This is a genomic window from Streptomyces sp. NPDC048338, assembly GCF_043201055.1.
In the GTDB taxonomy this organism is placed as follows: Bacteria; Actinomycetota; Actinomycetes; order Streptomycetales; family Streptomycetaceae; genus Streptomyces.
The window spans coordinates 14,676-31,219 of the sequence record NZ_JBICYQ010000016.1; the positions used below are offsets into that span (position 1 = coordinate 14,676).

The window sequence follows — 16,544 nt, forward strand, 5'->3', positions numbered from 1 at the left end:
TCAGTTCTCCTGGTCTGTGGTGTAGGGGTCGGCCGTGCGCGGCCTGACGGCGCGCCAGACGAGCAGGTCGACCGGACGTCCGTCGAGTCGCTGGAACATGGCCGACCGGATGACGTCGGCGGCGGGCAGGGCCTTGACGGCCCTCGCGAACGCGCCGCGGTCGTCCGCGAGGTGGGCGAGGCTCGCGTACGCGTCCTCGATGGCGCGCTCGCGGGTCGCCGCCTCGTCCTCCAGGCGGGCGATCACCCCGCGCACCCAGGTGTCGAACTCGTCCGGCACCTGCTCCAGGAGGGCGTCCAGCGGCCGGCCGCCGCCGGCCCGGATCCCGCCGAGTTCGGCGAGGGAGCAGCCCAGTCCCTGGGCCAGCCGCTTCGCGGACATGCCGGCGAACCGCTGGATGCCGTGGCTGCGCCAGATGTCGCGTTCGGTGACTCCGGTCAGGACCTTGTGGAGCCTGACGTACTCGGACAGCTTGGCCTTGGCCCGTACGCCGGACGCGAAGCGCAGCACGAAGCCCTCGGCGTCGGTGCCGGTGGCCGTCGCGCCGCCGGGCAGCGTGTTCGACTCGGTCAGCCCGACCAGTTCGCCGATCGTCATGGCCGGCCAGACGGTGACGACCGAGCCGATGCCCTGCCAGTGGGACGCGGCCTCGGCGAGCGGGACCTCCGTGCCGTCCGCGCCGATCGCGGCGAGCAGCACCAGGTCCCGGCGGTCGCCGTAGTCCACGACGATACGATTCTGCGGGTAGATGATCTCGGCGAGGTAGGTCACCCCCGGGGTCAGCGCCCCGGTGTCGGCCCGGTCGAGGCGGCGCTGTGCCCAGGTCGCCTGGGCGCTGATGAAGGAACCCTTGGACGCCACTCGCCAGCGGCCCGCGTAGTGGAAGACCACCGCGAGACTGCCGTCCACCTTGTCGTAGATCTCGAACGGCTCGTCGGGCAGCGCGGGCGCGTACGGCCGGCCGGTCTCGTGCTCGCCGAGGTTGAAGAACTTCGGCAGCGGCAGGGCGACGATCTCACCGGTGGCGTCGTCGGCGACGAGGCCGCGGCAGCGCGTGGTGACCTGGTTCCAGATCTGCTCGTACTGGCAGGCCCGTGTGTAGGTGTAGATCGACAGCGGCAGTTCGGGGTGCGACTTCCGCGTGACGTGCCCGGCGTCGAGCGCGGCCGCGAGATCCTGCGACGGCAGCAGCTCGTGGAGAGTCAGGGTGCCCTGGCTCATGGGTTCCTCCTGGTTCGTGGTGACTCATTGTCACCTGCGGCGGAGCCTTGCCGACAGTGGTTTTCCGGTGGCGCGCGGGCGGCTCGGCCGCACCGTGCGCCGCTTCCGGGCGGCCGGGCCACACCCGTGCGCGACTCTGCCGGCCGGCGCGGACCGCCCGGTGTCCGGACCCCTTCGGCGCGTCCGCTCCACCGCCGTGGCCGCGGGCGCCGCCGGGCGGGCCCGTACAGCGGGCCGGGCCGACGTGGGGTCGTCCGATCGGACGACCCGGGCGTCGGCCGGTCGGTGCTCCGTTCCCGGCCGCCGGGCCGACCGGGGCGGGTCCGCGGCGGGCCCAGGATGGAGTACGGCAGGCGGACCCGTCCCGCCTTCCGCGCAGTCCCCCTCGGCGGCCAGAAGGAGAACGTCCATGCACACGAACGACCGGCTTCTGCTGGCGGCGGCCCGACGCGGGGACGTCGCGGAGGCGCGCGCGGCCCTCGCCGCCGGCGCGGACGTCGAGTGCCGCGACGACGACCGCCGTACGCCCCTCCTGCTCGCGGCGCGCGCCGACCACGTGGCCGTGGCCGGGGTCCTGGTCTCCTCGGGCGCCGACGTGAACGCCCGGGACGACTGCCACGACTCGCCGTGGCTGGTCACCGGCGTCACCGGCAGCGTCGCGATGATGCGCACGCTGCTTCCGGCGGGCCCCGACCTCGCGCTCACCAACCGTTTCGGCGGCGTCTCGCTCATCCCCGCCGCCGAGCGCGGGCATGTCGCGTACGTACGGGCGGTGTTGCACGAGACCGACATCGACGTCGACCACGTCAACCGGCTGGGCTGGACGGCACTGCTGGAGGCCGTGATCCTCGGCGACGGCGGCCTCCCCCACCAGGAGATCGTGGAACTCCTGATCACGGCGGGGGCGAACCCCCTGCTCGCGGACCACGACGGCACGACGCCCGAGGCACACGCCCGGCGGCGCGGGTTCCGCACGATCGCCGGTCTCCTGGAGGCGGCGTCGGCGCGCGCCACCGCGCCCGGTCGCGGAGCCACTCGATGACCCCGGGCTCGTGCCCGTCCGCACGTCCCGGCCCCGTTCGGCGGCGGGCGCCGCTGCGGCTCCTCGTGCCCGCGGCGGCGGCCCTCGCCCTGGTCACCGGCTGCGCGCCCGGAGCCGGCGCCGGCGGCCCGGCCTCCCCGGCGGCCGTACCCGCGACGTCGGCCGAGGGCACGACGACGCCCCCTGCTCCGGCCGGCCGGCCCGTCACGACCCCCGCCGGGACGCTGCTCGTGGCCGACTTCGGCGCCGACACCGTCACCTACGTCGACCCGGCGAAGGGCGCGATCGCCTCCGTGCGGGTGGGAACGGCGCCCTACGGACTGGCGCTCGGCGCCGACGGACGCGCCTGGGTGGCCACGGCCGAGGGCGTGGCGGTGGTCGACACCCGGACGCGCGAGCGGATCGCGCTCGTCCCGTACACCACCGACACCGGTCCGGTCACGACCGGCGAGTACCGGGGCGGCGGCATGGGCATCGCCCTCTCCCCCGACGGCGCGCGGGCGTACGTCGGTGTCAACGTCCCAGGCGGCAACGGCACGCTGGAGATCGTCGACACCCGGGACCTCACGGTGACCGGCACCGTTCCCGTCGGCCGGCGCCCCTTCGACGTGGACGTCTCGCGCGACGGCCACGAGGTGTACGTGACGAACCACGACTCCTTCGACGTGACCGTCGTCCCGGCGGCGACGACGGGCGGCGCCGACGGCACACGGCGCATCGAGGTCGCGCCGTACGGCACCGAGGGCGGTCTCGGCTCCTGGCTGAAGCCGCACTACACCGTCGTCCGGCCCTCGGACGGCAGACTGCTGCTGCCGTTCGAGGGCGAACGGCTGGCCGAGGTCGACCCGCGGACCGGGCGGACGGAGATCCGTGCGATGACGGCCGACACCCACCAGCACGGGGCCACCGTCACGCCGGACGGCACGCTCCTCGTCGTGGGCACGGGCCCCATCGACCCGGCCTCCGACCAGGGCGCGTCGCTCACCGTGCGCCGCCCGGACGGCGCCGAGCGGATCATCCCGCTGGACGGACCCCACGAGGACGTCGCGGTGTCGAAGGACGGCCGGACGGCGTACGTCACCGGCGGCTTCACGCGCGACGGTTACTGGGACGGCCTGACGGTCGTCGACCTCACCTCGGGCGACACGCGGCGCGTCGCGGCGGGCGAGCGGCCCCTCGGAGTCGTGGTGCTGTAGGGGCGGGCGTCGCGCACCCGAGCCACGCCGGTACGGCCGCCCCGCGGCGTCCCGGTCGCGCGGGCACCGGCCCCCGGAACTGGGCCGCCGTGTCGGGCGTCCCTCCTGCCGAAGGCGGGGCGTACGGTGTCGCGGCCGGGCGCGAGGCGGGACGGAGGGGAGCGGCGTGGGCGGGCTCGAGGGCGGGGCACGGGGGCGGTGGCCGCGCGGGGCGGTGACGGCTGCGGTCGCGGTGGTGGCCGCGGGGCTGCTGCCGGGTCACGCCCGGCTGCCCCGGTTGCCGGGGAACGCGATGAGTCTGCTGGAGACGTTCCTGCCGTGGCTCGGGCTGGTGGCCCTGGCCGGGTTCGTCGTGGCCGCCGTACGCCGCTCGGTCGTCGCGGTGGTGGCGAGCGCGCTGCTTCTCGGGGTGTGGGCCTGGACGTTCCGGTCGGTGCTGCCGCCCTCGCCGGGCGGCGGCCCGCACGATCTGACGGTGGTGCAGCACAACGTGAGCGACGAGAACGCCGATCCGTCCCGTGCCGTGCGGATCCTGCTCGGCGCGTCCCCCGACCTCGTCGCGCTGGAGGAGCTGACGCCGGAGCGGCTGCCCGCCTACCGCGCGGCGCTCGCCCCCACCCATCCCCATCACGCGACGGTGGGCTCGGTGGGGCTGTGGTCGAGGTATCCGCTCCGGGACTCCGGGCGCGTGGACATCAAGCCGCGTGCGGTGGGGGACGGTTGGGAGCGCGGGCTGCGCGTCGTGGTGACCGGCCCGCGGGGCGACCTCACGGCGTACGTGGTCCATCTGCCGTCGGTCCGGGTCCGCGCGACGCAGGGGTACGCCACGGGATGGCGCGACGAGAGCGCGCGGCGGCTCGGGGACGCGATCGCCGCGGAGCCCGCGAACGGCAGGATCCTCGTCGTCGGCGATCTCAACGGCACGATCGACGACCGGGGCCTGCGGCCCGTCACGTCGGTGGTGGGGGCCGGCCGGGACTCGTTCGCCTTCAGCTGGCCGGCCCGTCTGCCCCTGGCGCGCATCGACCACGTCCTGACGCGCGGCGCGGTGGTCACGAGGACCTGGACCCTGCCCGGCACCGGCAGCGACCATCTGCCGATCGCGGCGCACGTACGGTTCTGAAGGTCCGTACCTCTGCGGTGTGGTCGGTGGTCCGTCGCCGGGCGAGCAACGCGGGGACCGCGCGCGGACGTCTTCCGGCCCCGTGTCTTCGATTCGTCTGCGGAGCAGGGCATTCCATGGACACCAAGTGGTCATGTACCGTTCAAGCGCGCGGCGCTCGGACGTCCGTGCGACGACGTTCTACGCGCGCAGAGTGGGTTCCCGCACGCCCCCTCAGACGTACAGCCCACCCCTCACCCCCCCATGGAGGAACGACGGATGCCCCGACTCCGCAGATCCCCTCGCGCCCTCGCCGTCCTCGCCGCGTTCGGTGCGCTCCTCGGCACCGGCTTCGCCCCCGCGACGGCCACCGCCACCACCGCGCCGGCAGCCGGCCCGGTCCAGGTCGCCGCCGCGACGACCGCCTACGACGCCACGTACTACGAGGACGCGATAGGCAAGACCGGCACGAGCCTCAAGTCCTCGCTGCACACGATCATCAAGACCCAGACGAAGATCTCGTACGACGCCGTCTGGAACGCCCTGAAGGTCACCGACCAGGACCCCGTCAACAGCAACAACGTGATCCTGCTGTACAGCGGCACCTCGCGGAGCAAGTCCCTGAACGGGGGCGACGTGGGCGACTGGAACCGTGAGCACGTCTGGGCCCAGTCCCACGGGAACTTCGGCACCTCCGCCGGCCCCGGCACCGACCTCCACCACCTGCGCCCGGCGGACGTCCAGGTCAACAGCACGCGCGGGAACAAGGACTTCGACAACGGCGGCAGCCCCGTCAGCGGCGCGACGGGCAGCTACACGGACAGCAACTCCTTCGAGCCGCGCAACGCCGACAAGGGCGACGTGGCCCGCATGATCCTGTACATGGCCGTCCGCTACGAGGGCGACGACGCGTGGGCGAACCTGGAGCCCAACGACTCGACCACCAACGGCAGCGTCCCCTACCACGGTCGCCTCTCGGTCCTGAAGCAGTGGAACGAGCAGGACCCGCCGAGCGCCTTCGAGCAGCGGCGCAACGACATCATCTTCGGCACCTACCAGGGCAACCGGAACCCCTTCATCGACCACCCGGAGTGGGTCGAGGCGATCTGGTAGCGAGACCGCGCGCCGGACCACCCGGTAAATCCGGAGGTCCGGCGCCGGGTCCCGGCGCACGGTGGCATGTCATCGGTGCGGGGCCATGCGGGTGATCGGGTGGCCGGCTCCGTGACCGTTGGCGCGGCGTTCGGTCATTCCGCCCAGCGAGGCGAGACAGTGGACGGGATTCTCGGCCGGACCGACCCGGGGCCCGTCGACGCCGGCAGCCGGGTGTTGCGCCGCCCGACCACCCACTCGTCCGCAAGGGGACGCATCGATGACCGACACCGGCACGTCCTACCGTGATCTCCGCGCCCTGGTGATCAACTGCACGCTCAAGCGTTCTCCGGAGCGCAGCCACACGCAGGGGCTGATCGACATCAGCACCGGGATCATGGAGCGCCAGGGCGTGCAGGTCGAGGTGCTCAGGGCGGTGGACATCGACATCGCGACCGGTGTCTGGCCGGACATGACGGAGCACGGGTGGGAGACGGACGAGTGGCCGGTGGTCTACTCGCAGGTGATGGCCGCCGACATCCTGACCCTGGCGGGGCCCGTGTGGCTGGGAGACAACTCCTCGGTCATGAAGAAGGTGATCGAGCGCCTGTACGCCTGCTCGTCGATCCTCAACGAGCAGGGCCAGTACGCCTACTACGGTCGGGTGGGCGGCTGCCTGATCACCGGCAACGAGGACGGCGCCAAGCACTGCGCGATGAACGTCCTCTACAGCCTTCAGCACCTCGGGTACGTCATTCCGCCGCAGGCCGACGCGGGCTGGGTCGGCCCAGCCGGCCCCGGACCGTCCTACCTCGACCCCGGCTCCGGCGGGCCGGACAACGACTTCACCAACCGCAACACCACCTTCATGACCTGGAACCAGCTCCACCTGGCCCGCATGCTCAAGGACGCCGGTGGCATCCCCGTCCACGGCAACCAGCGCTCCGAATGGGACGCCGGCTGCCGGTTCGACTTCGAGAACCCCGAGCACCGTTGAGTGCGGGCCGGAACGGTCGGAGGTCCGGTGGAAGTCAGTGCCGGATCATCGCGCCTGGCGTGGCGCCACGGCGTCAGATGAGGTCGCGGTGGCGGCCCACCTTGGTGGAGAAGAGGTAGAGCGGGGGCAGGAGGGCGGCGGCGCAGACGGTCCAGAGCGCGGTACGGGCGCCGAGGTGGGTGGCGAGGAGGCCGGCGGTGACCGCGCCGAGCGGCAGCGCGCCCCAGGAGACGAAGCGGACCGTGGCCATCACGCGGGACAGCAGCTCCGGGGGCGACTGCGTCTGCCGGTAGGTGCGAGTGGTGATCGAGCCGATGACGGTGCCGAAGGCGAAGCCGGCGTTGCCCAGGGCGAACCAGTACGCGTCCCCCGCCGACGTGGTCAGCGGGGCGAGCAGGAGCAGCGCGCCGCCGGCCAGGTCGGCCGCGATGACGCCCCACGCGGTGCCGAGGCGGGTGGTCACGCGGACCGCGACGGCGGCGCCGGCGAGCGCGCCGACCCCGTCCATGGCGAGGACGAGACCGAGCTGTACGGAGTCGAGGCCGGCTCCGCGGACCAGGTAGAGGGGGGTGAGGGCGACGAGGGCCGCGTTGAGGAAGTTGGCGGCGGTCGCCCAGATCATGCAGGGGCGCATGACCGGGTGCTTGGTGACGTACCGCCATCCCGCGCGCATCAGTCGCAGCGCGCTCTCGCCGGTGCGGGGCGCGGGGCGGCTCTCGGGGAGGGTGCGCAGGAGCACGGCGGAGGCCAGGTAGCTGGCGGCGTCCACGACGAGCGCGCCGACCGGGCCCGTCGCGGCGATCAGGACGCCGCCGAGGGAGGGGCCGCCGGTGTCGGTGACGGCGTGTGTGCCCGACATGACGCTGTTGCGGGCGGCCAGCTGCCGGGCCGGGACGACGGCGGGCAGGAAGGTCGAGTTGCCGATGTCGAACAGCACGGTCGCCGAGCCGGTGACGAGCGCCGCGAACAGCAGGTGCGGATACGTGAGCGTGCCGATCCACCAGGCGAGCGGCAGCGATCCGAGCGCCGCGAACCGTACGAGGTCGAGTGCGACCTGGAGTCGGCGCAGCGGCACGCGCTGTGCGAGGACGCCCGCCGGGAGGCTGAGCAGCAGCCAGGAGACCTGACCGGCGGCGGCGAGCAGGGCGACCTGGAGGGCGGTGGCGTCCAGAACGGTGAGGGCGACGAGCGGCAGGGCGAGGGCGGTGACGGCGGTGCCAGCGCCGCTGACCGTGGCGGCGGCCCAGAAGCGCCAGAAGACGCCCGGCGATGAGGTCTCTCGCTCGTCGTCGCGTCGGTCGTGCTCCTGGATCGCTTGTGTTCCGCTCATACAGCGCCCACCCCCGGATGTTGTTAGTCTCTTTTGGGAACTCACTCGTTCCAGGTGAGTTTCTATCCGGAACCGACCTCATGGCGCAAGATGGTCCCGACGAGCGGCCGCCGTGCGGGCAGAAGGGGAGACGCAGTGATGAGGTCGGTTCCCGAGCGGGACGCCGCCTGCGCGATCGCGCAGGCCGCTGCGGTGGTCGGCGACTGGTGGAGCCTGCTCCTGATCCGGGAGACCGCCCGAGGGCACCACCGGTTCGACGCGCTCCAGGAGGAGCTGGGCATCTCCCGGAAGGTGCTCACCGAGCGCCTGGCGCACCTGGTGGAGACGGGGGTGCTGGAGAAGGTCCCGTACCAGGAGCGGCCGACGCGGCACGAGTACCGGCTGACCGAGAGCGGCCGGGGGCTGCTGCCGGTCCTGCTGTCGATGCAGGACTGGGCCGACCGCTGGCTCCTCGGCGACGGCTCTCTCAGCGGTACCGCCGACGAGACGAGCGCGGAGGCGCGGCGCGTCGCGGACCTGACGGGCCTGCGACTGCCGCGCCTGCGGCTGCCCGGTCACCGGGACGGCGCGCCGGTCGACCCGGTGGCCGACGGCGTGGCCACCGTCCTGTTCTGCTATCCGGCGACCGGAAGCCCCAGCCCCCTGCCGGAGGGCTGGTCACACATCCCCGGCACCGTCGGCTGCACGCTGGAGAACCGGCTCTTCCGGGACGCCTACGAGGACTTCCGCGCCGCGGGCGCGGAGGTGCACGGCGTCAGCACCCAACGCCCCGACGAACAGCGCGTGTTCGCGAGCCAGGAGGACATCCCCTTCACCCTCCTCTCCGACGTCGACCTCCGCCTCGCCGCCGCCCTGCGCCTGCCCACCTTCCGCGCCGGACAACTGCTGCGACTGAAACGGACCGTGCTGGTCGTCGATCGTGACGGCACGGTGCGGCACGCGCGCTTCCCGGTGACGGACATCCCGGCTGCGGTGAGCGAGGCGCTGGCCGAGGTACGGCGCCTGGCCGCGGAGGACTGACACGTACGGAACAAGCGCAGGAAGGATCCGGCGGAGGAGCCGATCGACGGTGACCGGCCTCCCCGGGAGGACGCGAGACGATCGACACGTCGAACGGCCGGACGGCCGACGCCGGCACGAAGGTCGATGCAAGGCCGGCTTCCCCGACCCCGAACACCGCTGACCCCGGCCGGACCGCACGGCGATCGCGCCCGCCGCACGGCGCGCGGAAGCCGCCACCGGCCGGACGAAACCGGCAGGACACCCCGTAGCACCCGTGGGTCGGCGAGGCCGCGACCGCATTCTGACGGCCCCGCAGAAGGGTCCGCACGAGGCCGTTTTGGATTGTCGGAAGATCCTCCATACGATCCGCCAATGATCACGAGAAAACGGCTGGCGACCGGGGCCTGCGCGCTGCTCGCCGCACTGGCCGTCGGGCTCGTCCCGACCGGCGCCGCCGCCGACGAACCGGCGGCCAAGGAATCCCCCAAGGTAGAGCTGGTGCTCGACGTCAGCGGCTCGATGCGGGCCCGCGACATCGACGGCCAGTCCCGTATGGCCGCCGCCAAGCAGGCGTTCAACGAGGTGCTCGACGCGGTCCCCGAGGAGGTGCAGCTCGGCATACGGACCCTCGGGGCCGACTACCCCGGACAGGACCGCCAGAAGGGCTGCAAGGACACCCGTCAGCTCTACCCCGTCGGCCCGCTCGACCGGACCGAGGCGAAGACGGCCGTCGCCACCCTGGCGCCCACCGGCTGGACCCCGATCGGCCCGGCCCTCCTCGGCGCCGCCGAGGACCTCAAGGGCGGTGACGCCACCCGCCGGATCGTGCTCATCACCGACGGCGAGGACACCTGCGCCCCGCTCGACCCGTGCGAGGTGGCGCGGGAGATCGCGGCCAAGGGCATCCATCTGACGATCGACACCCTGGGCCTGGTGCCGGACGCCAAGACCCGTCAGCAGCTGACCTGCATCGCGGAGGCGACCGGCGGCACGTACACCTCGGTCAAGCACACCGAGGAGCTCTCGGGCCGCGTCCGCGAACTGGTGGACCGCGCGGCCGACCCGGTCGTCACGCCGATCGCCGCCGCGGGCGCCGGGCGGTGCGCCGACGCGCCCGTGCTGAAGCCGGGCCTGTACACCGACCGCGAGACCTTCGGCCAGCACCGCTGGTACCGGGTGGACGTCCTGCCCGGTCAGGAGCTGCGCGCCTCCGTGAGCGTGTCCGCCGACCGCGCCGTGAACGACGACTACGGCGTGCTGCTGCGCGCGGTGACCGTGCACGGCCGTGAGATCGTCCGCGGCTCCGAGGCCGGCGACGGACGGACGGACCTGATCTCGACCGGCCTGCGCTACCCCAAGGCTCCCCGGGACGACGTCGACGGGGAGAAGCCCGCGGCCGAGACCGTGTGCCTCCAGGTCAGCAACTCCTTCTCGGCTCCGCCGTCGGTCAAGACGACGCCGGGCATGCCGATCGAGCTCGCCGTCGACCTGGTCGACGCGCCCGACGAGGCCTCCGACGTCGCCGCCTTCGGGCTCGGCCGCGGCTGGTGGCTGCTCGGTGTGCTGGTACTGGCCGGTTTCGTGGGCGGTCTGCTGTGGGGCTGGCTGTCCCGCTGGCGCGTCGCCGTCTGGAGGACCAACTGATGCGTACCGTACGCACACTCACCACCGCCCTGCTGACGGGCGCCGCGCTCCTGGGCCTCGGGGCCCCCGCGCTGGCCGACTCCCCGACGCCGAGCGGCAGCGCGAGCGCCGAGGCCGGCGCAGGGCCGACGCGCGCCGGCACCGGCTTCCGTGACGCCGCCTTCTTCCGGCAGGGCCAGGAGGCCACCGCGAGCGCCTCGACCGGCGCCTACCTCTACTGGGTGTTCCCCGCCGACACCGGACAGCGTCCGACGGTACGGGCCACCGTGACCCTTCCGGACGCGGCCCTGCGGCACGGCGCCTCGACCTGGCGCGTCGACGTCTACGACGGACTGCGGCGCCGTCAGCCGTGCATGTACGGGATGCAGTCGCGCACCGCGGCGAAGGACGCCGCGTCCGTCGAGCTGACCTGCACCCTGCGGACGGTCCGGTCCTGGGCGGAGACGTGGGACGAGGACCCGCTGCCGGGCAGCTACTTCGTGCGGCTGACGGCCACCGGTCTCCCTGACGAGGACCTCGGCCAGTCGTTCACCGCGCGGATCGGGGCGGTCTCCGCCGAGAAGGGGGGCGCGTACGCCGCCGACGGTGCGCTCGCGGCGCCGCTGGTGCCGGGTGCCACCACCGGGGACGAGTCCGAGGCGGACACCGCGAAGCCGTCGGCGGTGGAGGCACGTTCGCCCGAGGACGGCTGGTCCTCCGGCTGGTGGTCCGACCGATGGATCTGGACCGCGGTGGGCGGTGTGCTCGGCGCGCTCGCCGGTATCGGCGGCTACACCCTGACGCGCGGCTCGGGTCGCCCGTCCCGGGTTCCGCCGGCGGTCTGAGGGTCCGCGGACCCGGGGTGCGCGGCCGCCGCGCACCCCGGGTCCGGCCCGGAAGGCGGTGCCCCCAGGAGGCGCGGGTCGCAGCGCGACGGCGGTGTTCAGTGGCCGGCCGGGCGGACCAGGCCGGTGTCGAAGGCGAAGACGGCCGCCTGGGTGCGGTCGCGCAGTCCCAGCTTGACCAGGATGCGGCTCACGTGGGTCTTGACGGTCTGTTCGGCCACGACGAGACACGTCGCTATCTCCGCGTTCGACAGGCCCTGGGCGACCAGGGTCAGGACCTCGGTCTCCCGCTCCGTCAGCACCCCGACGCGGTCCTTGAGGGGGCTGCGCGGGGTGGCGCTGAGCCGGGAGAACTCCATGATCAGACGTTTGGTGAGGTCCGGGGCGAGGAGGGCGTCGCCTCGGGCCACCACCCGTACCGCCTCGGCGAGTTCGTCGGCGGAGGCGTCCTTGAGCAGGAATCCGGAGGCACCGGCGCGCAGGGCCTCGTAGACGTACTCGTCGAGGTCGAAGGTGGTCAGGACGAGCACCTTCACGGTGGAGCCGGCGGCCGTGGTGAGGATGCGGGTGGCCTCGATGCCGCCGGTGCCGGGCATGCGGATGTCCATCAGGACGACGTCGGGCGCGAGTTCCGCGACCTTGGTCACCGCGTCGGCGCCGTCCACGGCCTGGCCGACGACCTCGATGCCGGGCTCGGCGTTGAGCAGCACCGTGAACCCCTGTCTGACCATCATCTGGTCGTCCGCGATGAGGACACGGATGGTGCCGCCGGTCATGAGCCGTCCTTGGGGGTGTCGAGGGGCAGGGTGGCGGTCACCTCGTAGCCGCCGTCCGGGGTGGGCCCGGCGACCAGCTCGCCGCCCAGCATGGCGGTGCGTTCCCGCATGCCGAGCAGGCCGTGGCCGAGTCCCGGGGAGAGCGGGGCGGACGCCGGGTCGACGGGGCGCGTGGCCGGGGTGTTGGCGATCCGGAGGGTGAGCCCGGTGGGCAGGTACCCGGTCTCCACCCGCACCGGGGCACCCGGCGCATGCCGCATCGCGTTGCTCAGCGCCTCCTGGACGATGCGGTACGCGGACAGCTCGACGCCCGGCGCGAGCCGGCGGCGTTCGCCGCTGGTGGCGGTGTCGACGGACAGGCCGGCGGCGCGGACGTTGTCGAGGAGCTCGTCGAGCCGGTCGAGGGTGGGCTGCGGGGTGTGCCGTACGGAGTCGGCCGACGGGTCCTCCGCGCGCAGGACGCCGAGGACGCGGCGCAGTTCGGTCAGCGCCTCGACGGCGTTCTGGCGGATGCCCGCCAGGTTCTCCCGCAGTTCGTCGGAGGGGTTCTCGACGAGGTGGGGGGCCACCTGTGCCTGGATGGAGATCACGGACATGTGGTGGGCGACGACGTCGTGGAGCTCCCGGGCGATCCGTCCGCGCTCCTCCAGGACGGTGCGCAGGGCCCGCTCCTCGGCGGTGAGGACCTCTTGTTCGAGCAGTTTGTTCCGGGCGACCCGGCTCAGGCGCAGGGACGCGCCGACGACCGCCGCGATCGCGAAGGCGAGGGTGCCACCGACCACGTCCTCGTTGTGCACGATGCCCGAGGGCACGGCCGCGCTGCCCGTCCCGGAGAGCACGGTGAGGAGGAGTGTGACGGCCGTGACGTGCGGGGGGACCCGCAGCGCGAGGAGCAGCACCACGAAGGTGTGCACGACGATGCCCCAGACGCTCCAGGGCCAGAGCATGTCGACGCCGACGGTCGCGTCGGTGATCTCGGCGGTCAGGAACAGGCTGAGCGTGGACAGCCACCAGGCCGGCACCGGGCGGCTCAGGGCGAGGACGAGGGACGCGGCCTGGAGGACGACGAGCAGTTCGACGGGGGCGCTGAGGACGTTCATCGCCTCGCCGTACTCGGCCATCTTGGCGATGCCCGCGACGGCGGCGAGCAGCACGAGGTGTCCGTGCGGCAGCCAGCCGAACCAGGTCTGGCGGGGCAGCGGGTCGCGGGCCATCGTCCACAGGTCGCGGCGCAGCCTGATCGCCGCCCTGCGCAGGGCGGCGCCCAGCGCCTGCCCGTAACCGTCCCCCACCCGTTCCCCCTTGTCGGTCACTGCCACCCTATGCACGTCGCACCTGCCTTCTCGCAGCGGGTCGCCGCACTCGGGAGGGGCGGCGGCCGCCCGTTTCGTACGTACGGAAGACGGCGACGCAGGCGAGCAGGGCGAGCGCGAACACCGGGAGCCAGGCGAGCCGGGCGAGGATCCAGGGGTGTCCGTCGGGGACGGTGTGCAGGCCGGTCAGGGGGCCGTGGCCGGTCGGTCCGGCGACGAGCAGGCCCAGCATCGTGACGGCCATCATCGCGGTCTGGTGCCACAGGAACACCGTCATGGCGCTGAGGTTGAGGAGGGCCACGGCCGCCCAGGCGGCGGGCCGCCGCAGGGTCCGGCGCAGCGGGCCGACGAGCAGGAAGGCGGCGCCGCACTGGGCGAGGCCGAAGGTGACGGCGGCGAGCGTGGGCGGGTTGAGGTTGGAGACGGGCGCGCCGGGCACGCCGACCATGGACGCCGGGTAGCCGGCGAAGAGGACGAGCAGGACGGTGGCCACGGTGCCCGAGACCAGCAAGGCCCATCCGACGGCCCGTTTCCTGATGCCGTGCCGCGCCCACAGGGCTCCGAGGCAGTACGGGACGAGCCAGCCGGCCGCCACGTTCGTCCAGGCGAGCCCTTCGGGGCCGTCGAAGCCGAAGCGGATCACGTCGACGTGCAGCACGACGGCCAGCGGCCACAGGGGGTGCACCCTGGCGACCAGGGGGGTCGCCGCCGTGAGGGCGGCGAGGACCAGCAGGAACCAGAGCGGGGAGAGGACGAGCTTGCCCAGCGTGTGCACGGTCTGCCCGGGCACCCCGCTCAGGGTCATCGCGAGCGCCGCCGCGGCCCACACGACGAGGAGGACGGCCACGGGCCGGAACAGCCGGCCGAGGCGCGCGGTCAGCCAGTCGCGATAGGAGGTGCCCCGGGCGAGGGCGCTGGTGTGGCTCGCGGCGGCGACCCGTCCGCCGACCAGGAAGAAGACGGCCAGGGTCTGGAACACCCAGGAGACCGGCGTGAATTCGGGCAGGCGGCCGAGGGGGCTGACGGCGCGTAGGGTGCCGCTGTCGTTGGTCAGGGCCGTGACGAGCCAGTGTCCGAGGACCACGCCGAGGATGGCGAGGGCGCGCAGGGCGTCCAGGGCCCGGTCGCGGCCGGGTGGGGTGGCGGCGTCGATCCGGCGGGCGAGGTCACGCATCGGCCGGCTCCGCTCCCGCGACGATCCGGGCCATGTTCCGCAGGGGCACGGAGCCGGGGCGGAGGTAGTCGCTGTGGCCGCCGGGGCCGGCGTCGAAGACCCGGGCGCCGAACCGCGGGGCGACGGGGTCGGTGCCGAAGCCGATCTCCCCGAGGCCCAGGGAGACGCGGGCGTGGGGAACGTGGGCGATCCAGTCGTCCGTGCCGCGGCCGGCCCAGACGGTGGCCCGGGTACCGAGGTCGGCGGCGTGGTCGGCGCCGGTGCCGGGGCTGCCGTAGAGCACGAGGCCGGCGACCGGGAGGCCGTCCGCGGCCTTGGCGCAGACGACGGAACCGTAGGAGTGGCAGAGCAGCGTGAGGCGGGCACGCGGTGCGGCGGCGGCCAGTTCGCGGACGAAGGCAGCGAGGAGCGGGGCGGCTTCCTCGGCGCGCCGGGGGGTGGCCGCGGCGGCGCTGAGGGTGGCGGGGGTCCGGTAGCCGAGCCAGGCCAGGACGGCGGTCCCGCGGCCCTGTTCGCGTTGCAGCGCGGCGGCGCCGGACCGGAAGCGGTGGCTGTCGAGCCGGGTGTCGGAGCCGGGCACGAGGACCGCTATGCGGGTGGCGCCGGCGAGGTCGCCGAACACCTCGACGCTGCGGCCGCCGTCCCGGCCGTCGAAGGAGAGGAGCCGGTGGTCCTCCCCGGCCATGACCCGCAGGGTGGCGGCGCGTCCGTGGTCGCCGTGCGCCTCGGCCATGACCTCGGCGGCCCGGACGGCGGCGCGGTTGGCGTCGTACCGCGCGGCGAGTGCGCCGGGGTCGGCGAACGAGAGGGGGCCGAGCGGGGCGGGCGCGGGTGCGGGGACGGCGGACGGGCCGGCGGCGCCGACGGTGGGCACCGCCACCGAGGCGGCGACGAGGGCGGCGAGCAGGGTGCGGCGCAGTCGACGGCTGCGCGGGCGGGACGCCATGGCGTGGTCCTTCCGTACCGGGGCGGTTCTCGATTCCGGTGCCGAAGTTATGGATCACGCCGGGTAATTGACGTCCTACCAGGGGGGACACTTGCCGCGTAGCTCTGGAGTACTACGGGTAGGGGGCGCCGCGGGGGGCCTCATCCGGGGTGGGGCCGGGGGGACGCCCCGGCATCAAGGCGGCGAGGAGCGGGCGGCCCGGGGCCAGCCGTAGCCCTCGATGAACTGGTCGAGGACGGGGGACGCTCCCGTGGCGAGCAGGACGCAGGCGCCGATGCCGTCGGCGAAGGTCGCCTCGGGGCCGGCGACCGCCCGTTCCATCCGCCGGGTGGAGCTGATGCCGATCAGGCCGCCGTCGACGACGTGCTGCCAGAGGGAGGCGTGGCGCCGCCCGGGGACGACCAGTTGGCCGGTGCCGGGAGAGGGCTGGGGACCCAGGAAGCGCAACTGGAGCTTGACCAGGGGGTCGTGGCCGCCCATGCCGGACCAGCCGGTGGCGATCTCGGTGCGGTGGTGCAGGTCCACGGCGCCGTACGTGTCGAGGAGGGCGAAGGCCTCGCGCAGTTGGGGGACGACCGCGAAGGTGCGCTCGTCCTCGTGCACCTCGAGGACGAGGACGGGGTCCGGTGATCCGGGTCCGGGCCCGTCGTCGGGGGCCATGATCCCGGCGGCGGCCACGAACACCGTGCCCGCCAGGAAGTCCTGGCGGTGTCTGGCCTCGTCCTCGGGGGCGAACGGCGTCCAGCGGAGCTGCGGCTCGTGGGCCGGTTCGTCGGCCCGCTCGTCCGCCGGGTGGGGGTTCGGCTCGTCGTGGTCCACGGCAGGGAGGCTGCCCGCGGCGGCGCCCGGTACACGTCGGGTGCCCGTCGGGCGGCGCCCGCTAGT

Annotated in this window: 15 protein-coding genes; 8 read left to right on the forward strand and 7 right to left on the reverse strand. The window is 73.8% G+C overall.

Translation table 11 applies throughout. From position 1 onward, the window contains the following. Window positions 1–1,221, reverse strand: coding sequence for an RNA ligase (locus ACGFZF_RS31850; protein ID WP_393559822.1), 1,221 nt, complete (start codon window positions 1,219–1,221; stop codon window positions 1–3). Window positions 1,222–1,630: 409 nt separating this feature from the next. On the opposite strand from ACGFZF_RS31850, the gene ACGFZF_RS31855 reads away from it, so the two are divergent. From ACGFZF_RS31855 to ACGFZF_RS31875, 5 genes are all read left to right on the forward strand, one after another. Then, window positions 1,631–2,263, forward strand: coding sequence for an ankyrin repeat domain-containing protein (locus ACGFZF_RS31855; protein WP_393559824.1), 633 nt, complete (start codon window positions 1,631–1,633; stop codon window positions 2,261–2,263). Next, window positions 2,260–3,459 carry a hypothetical protein gene (locus ACGFZF_RS31860; RefSeq protein ID WP_393559826.1) on the forward strand — a complete coding sequence of 400 codons (1,200 nt, stop codon included), beginning with the start codon at window positions 2,260–2,262 and terminating at the stop codon, window positions 3,457–3,459. Before ACGFZF_RS31855 ends, ACGFZF_RS31860 begins: the two co-directional genes overlap by 4 nt. 166 nt (window positions 3,460–3,625) lie before the next feature. Next, the gene (locus ACGFZF_RS31865) at window positions 3,626–4,582 is read left to right on the forward strand and encodes an endonuclease/exonuclease/phosphatase family protein (RefSeq protein ID WP_393559828.1); all 957 of its coding nucleotides are present in this window, start codon (window positions 3,626–3,628) and stop codon (window positions 4,580–4,582) included. A 258-nt stretch (window positions 4,583–4,840) separates the two neighbouring features. Next, window positions 4,841–5,674 carry an endonuclease I family protein gene (locus tag ACGFZF_RS31870; RefSeq protein WP_393559830.1) on the forward strand — a complete coding sequence of 278 codons (834 nt, stop codon included), beginning with the start codon at window positions 4,841–4,843 and terminating at the stop codon, window positions 5,672–5,674. A gap of 259 nt (window positions 5,675–5,933) precedes the next feature. Further along, window positions 5,934–6,650, forward strand: coding sequence for a flavodoxin family protein (locus tag ACGFZF_RS31875; RefSeq protein ID WP_393559832.1), 717 nt, complete (start codon window positions 5,934–5,936; stop codon window positions 6,648–6,650). Between the two features lie 73 nt (window positions 6,651–6,723). Here ACGFZF_RS31875 and ACGFZF_RS31880 read toward each other — a convergent pair whose 3' ends face one another. Further along, the gene (locus tag ACGFZF_RS31880) at window positions 6,724–7,980 is read right to left on the reverse strand and encodes an MFS transporter (protein WP_393559834.1); all 1,257 of its coding nucleotides are present in this window, start codon (window positions 7,978–7,980) and stop codon (window positions 6,724–6,726) included. 138 nt (window positions 7,981–8,118) lie between these two features. Here ACGFZF_RS31880 and ACGFZF_RS31885 point away from each other — a divergent pair, with 138 nt between their 5' ends. From ACGFZF_RS31885 to ACGFZF_RS31895, 3 genes are all read left to right on the forward strand, one after another. After that, entirely contained in the window at window positions 8,119–9,000 is an 882-nt protein-coding gene (locus ACGFZF_RS31885; RefSeq protein WP_393559836.1) for a winged helix-turn-helix transcriptional regulator, read from the forward strand. A 354-nt stretch (window positions 9,001–9,354) separates the two neighbouring features. Then, entirely contained in the window at window positions 9,355–10,626 is a 1,272-nt protein-coding gene (locus ACGFZF_RS31890; RefSeq protein WP_147980401.1) for a VWA domain-containing protein, read from the forward strand. Beyond that, complete coding sequence (locus tag ACGFZF_RS31895) at window positions 10,626–11,450, forward strand: hypothetical protein (RefSeq protein ID WP_393559839.1); 825 nt, start codon at window positions 10,626–10,628, stop codon at window positions 11,448–11,450. Before ACGFZF_RS31890 ends, ACGFZF_RS31895 begins: the two co-directional genes overlap by 1 nt. Before the next feature lie 98 nt (window positions 11,451–11,548). Here ACGFZF_RS31895 and ACGFZF_RS31900 read toward each other — a convergent pair whose 3' ends face one another. The 5 genes from ACGFZF_RS31900 to ACGFZF_RS31920 all read right to left on the reverse strand — a co-directional run bounded on the left by ACGFZF_RS31900 (window position 11,549) and on the right by ACGFZF_RS31920 (window position 16,478). Then, on the reverse strand, window positions 11,549–12,226 hold the full coding sequence (locus ACGFZF_RS31900) for a response regulator (protein WP_393559841.1): 678 nt from the start codon (window positions 12,224–12,226) through the stop codon (window positions 11,549–11,551). Continuing rightward, a complete protein-coding gene (locus ACGFZF_RS31905; RefSeq protein WP_393559843.1) occupies window positions 12,223–13,539 on the reverse strand; it encodes a sensor histidine kinase in 1,317 nt (438 codons plus the stop codon). The genes ACGFZF_RS31900 and ACGFZF_RS31905 overlap by 4 nt, the downstream gene beginning before the upstream one ends. Before the next feature lie 7 nt (window positions 13,540–13,546). Continuing rightward, on the reverse strand, window positions 13,547–14,713 hold the full coding sequence (locus ACGFZF_RS31910; protein WP_393559845.1) for an acyltransferase: 1,167 nt from the start codon (window positions 14,711–14,713) through the stop codon (window positions 13,547–13,549). Continuing rightward, window positions 14,706–15,659, reverse strand: a complete 954-nt coding sequence (locus tag ACGFZF_RS31915; RefSeq protein WP_393559847.1) for an alpha/beta hydrolase — start codon at window positions 15,657–15,659, stop codon at window positions 14,706–14,708. The genes ACGFZF_RS31910 and ACGFZF_RS31915 overlap by 8 nt, the downstream gene beginning before the upstream one ends. A gap of 174 nt (window positions 15,660–15,833) precedes the next feature. Further along, on the reverse strand, window positions 15,834–16,478 hold the full coding sequence (locus ACGFZF_RS31920; protein ID WP_393559849.1) for a hypothetical protein: 645 nt from the start codon (window positions 16,476–16,478) through the stop codon (window positions 15,834–15,836). Window positions 16,479–16,544 lie beyond the last annotated feature (66 nt).

Coding starts and splice junctions, on each gene's coding strand:
- ACGFZF_RS31890 (WP_147980401.1), top strand. CDS start 9,355: ATGATCACGAGAAAACGGCTGGCGACCGGGGCCTGCGCGCTGCTCGCC.
- ACGFZF_RS31915 (WP_393559847.1), bottom strand. CDS start 15,659: ATGGCGTCCCGCCCGCGCAGCCGTCGACTGCGCCGCACCCTGCTCGCC.
- ACGFZF_RS31875 (WP_393559832.1), top strand. CDS start 5,934: ATGACCGACACCGGCACGTCCTACCGTGATCTCCGCGCCCTGGTGATC.
- ACGFZF_RS31895 (WP_393559839.1), top strand. CDS start 10,626: ATGCGTACCGTACGCACACTCACCACCGCCCTGCTGACGGGCGCCGCG.
- ACGFZF_RS31850 (WP_393559822.1), bottom strand. CDS start 1,221: ATGAGCCAGGGCACCCTGACTCTCCACGAGCTGCTGCCGTCGCAGGAT.
- ACGFZF_RS31910 (WP_393559845.1), bottom strand. CDS start 14,713: ATGCGTGACCTCGCCCGCCGGATCGACGCCGCCACCCCACCCGGCCGC.
- ACGFZF_RS31870 (WP_393559830.1), top strand. CDS start 4,841: ATGCCCCGACTCCGCAGATCCCCTCGCGCCCTCGCCGTCCTCGCCGCG.
- ACGFZF_RS31880 (WP_393559834.1), bottom strand. CDS start 7,980: ATGAGCGGAACACAAGCGATCCAGGAGCACGACCGACGCGACGACGAG.
- ACGFZF_RS31900 (WP_393559841.1), bottom strand. CDS start 12,226: ATGACCGGCGGCACCATCCGTGTCCTCATCGCGGACGACCAGATGATG.
- ACGFZF_RS31885 (WP_393559836.1), top strand. CDS start 8,119: ATGAGGTCGGTTCCCGAGCGGGACGCCGCCTGCGCGATCGCGCAGGCC.
- ACGFZF_RS31855 (WP_393559824.1), top strand. CDS start 1,631: ATGCACACGAACGACCGGCTTCTGCTGGCGGCGGCCCGACGCGGGGAC.
- ACGFZF_RS31860 (WP_393559826.1), top strand. CDS start 2,260: ATGACCCCGGGCTCGTGCCCGTCCGCACGTCCCGGCCCCGTTCGGCGG.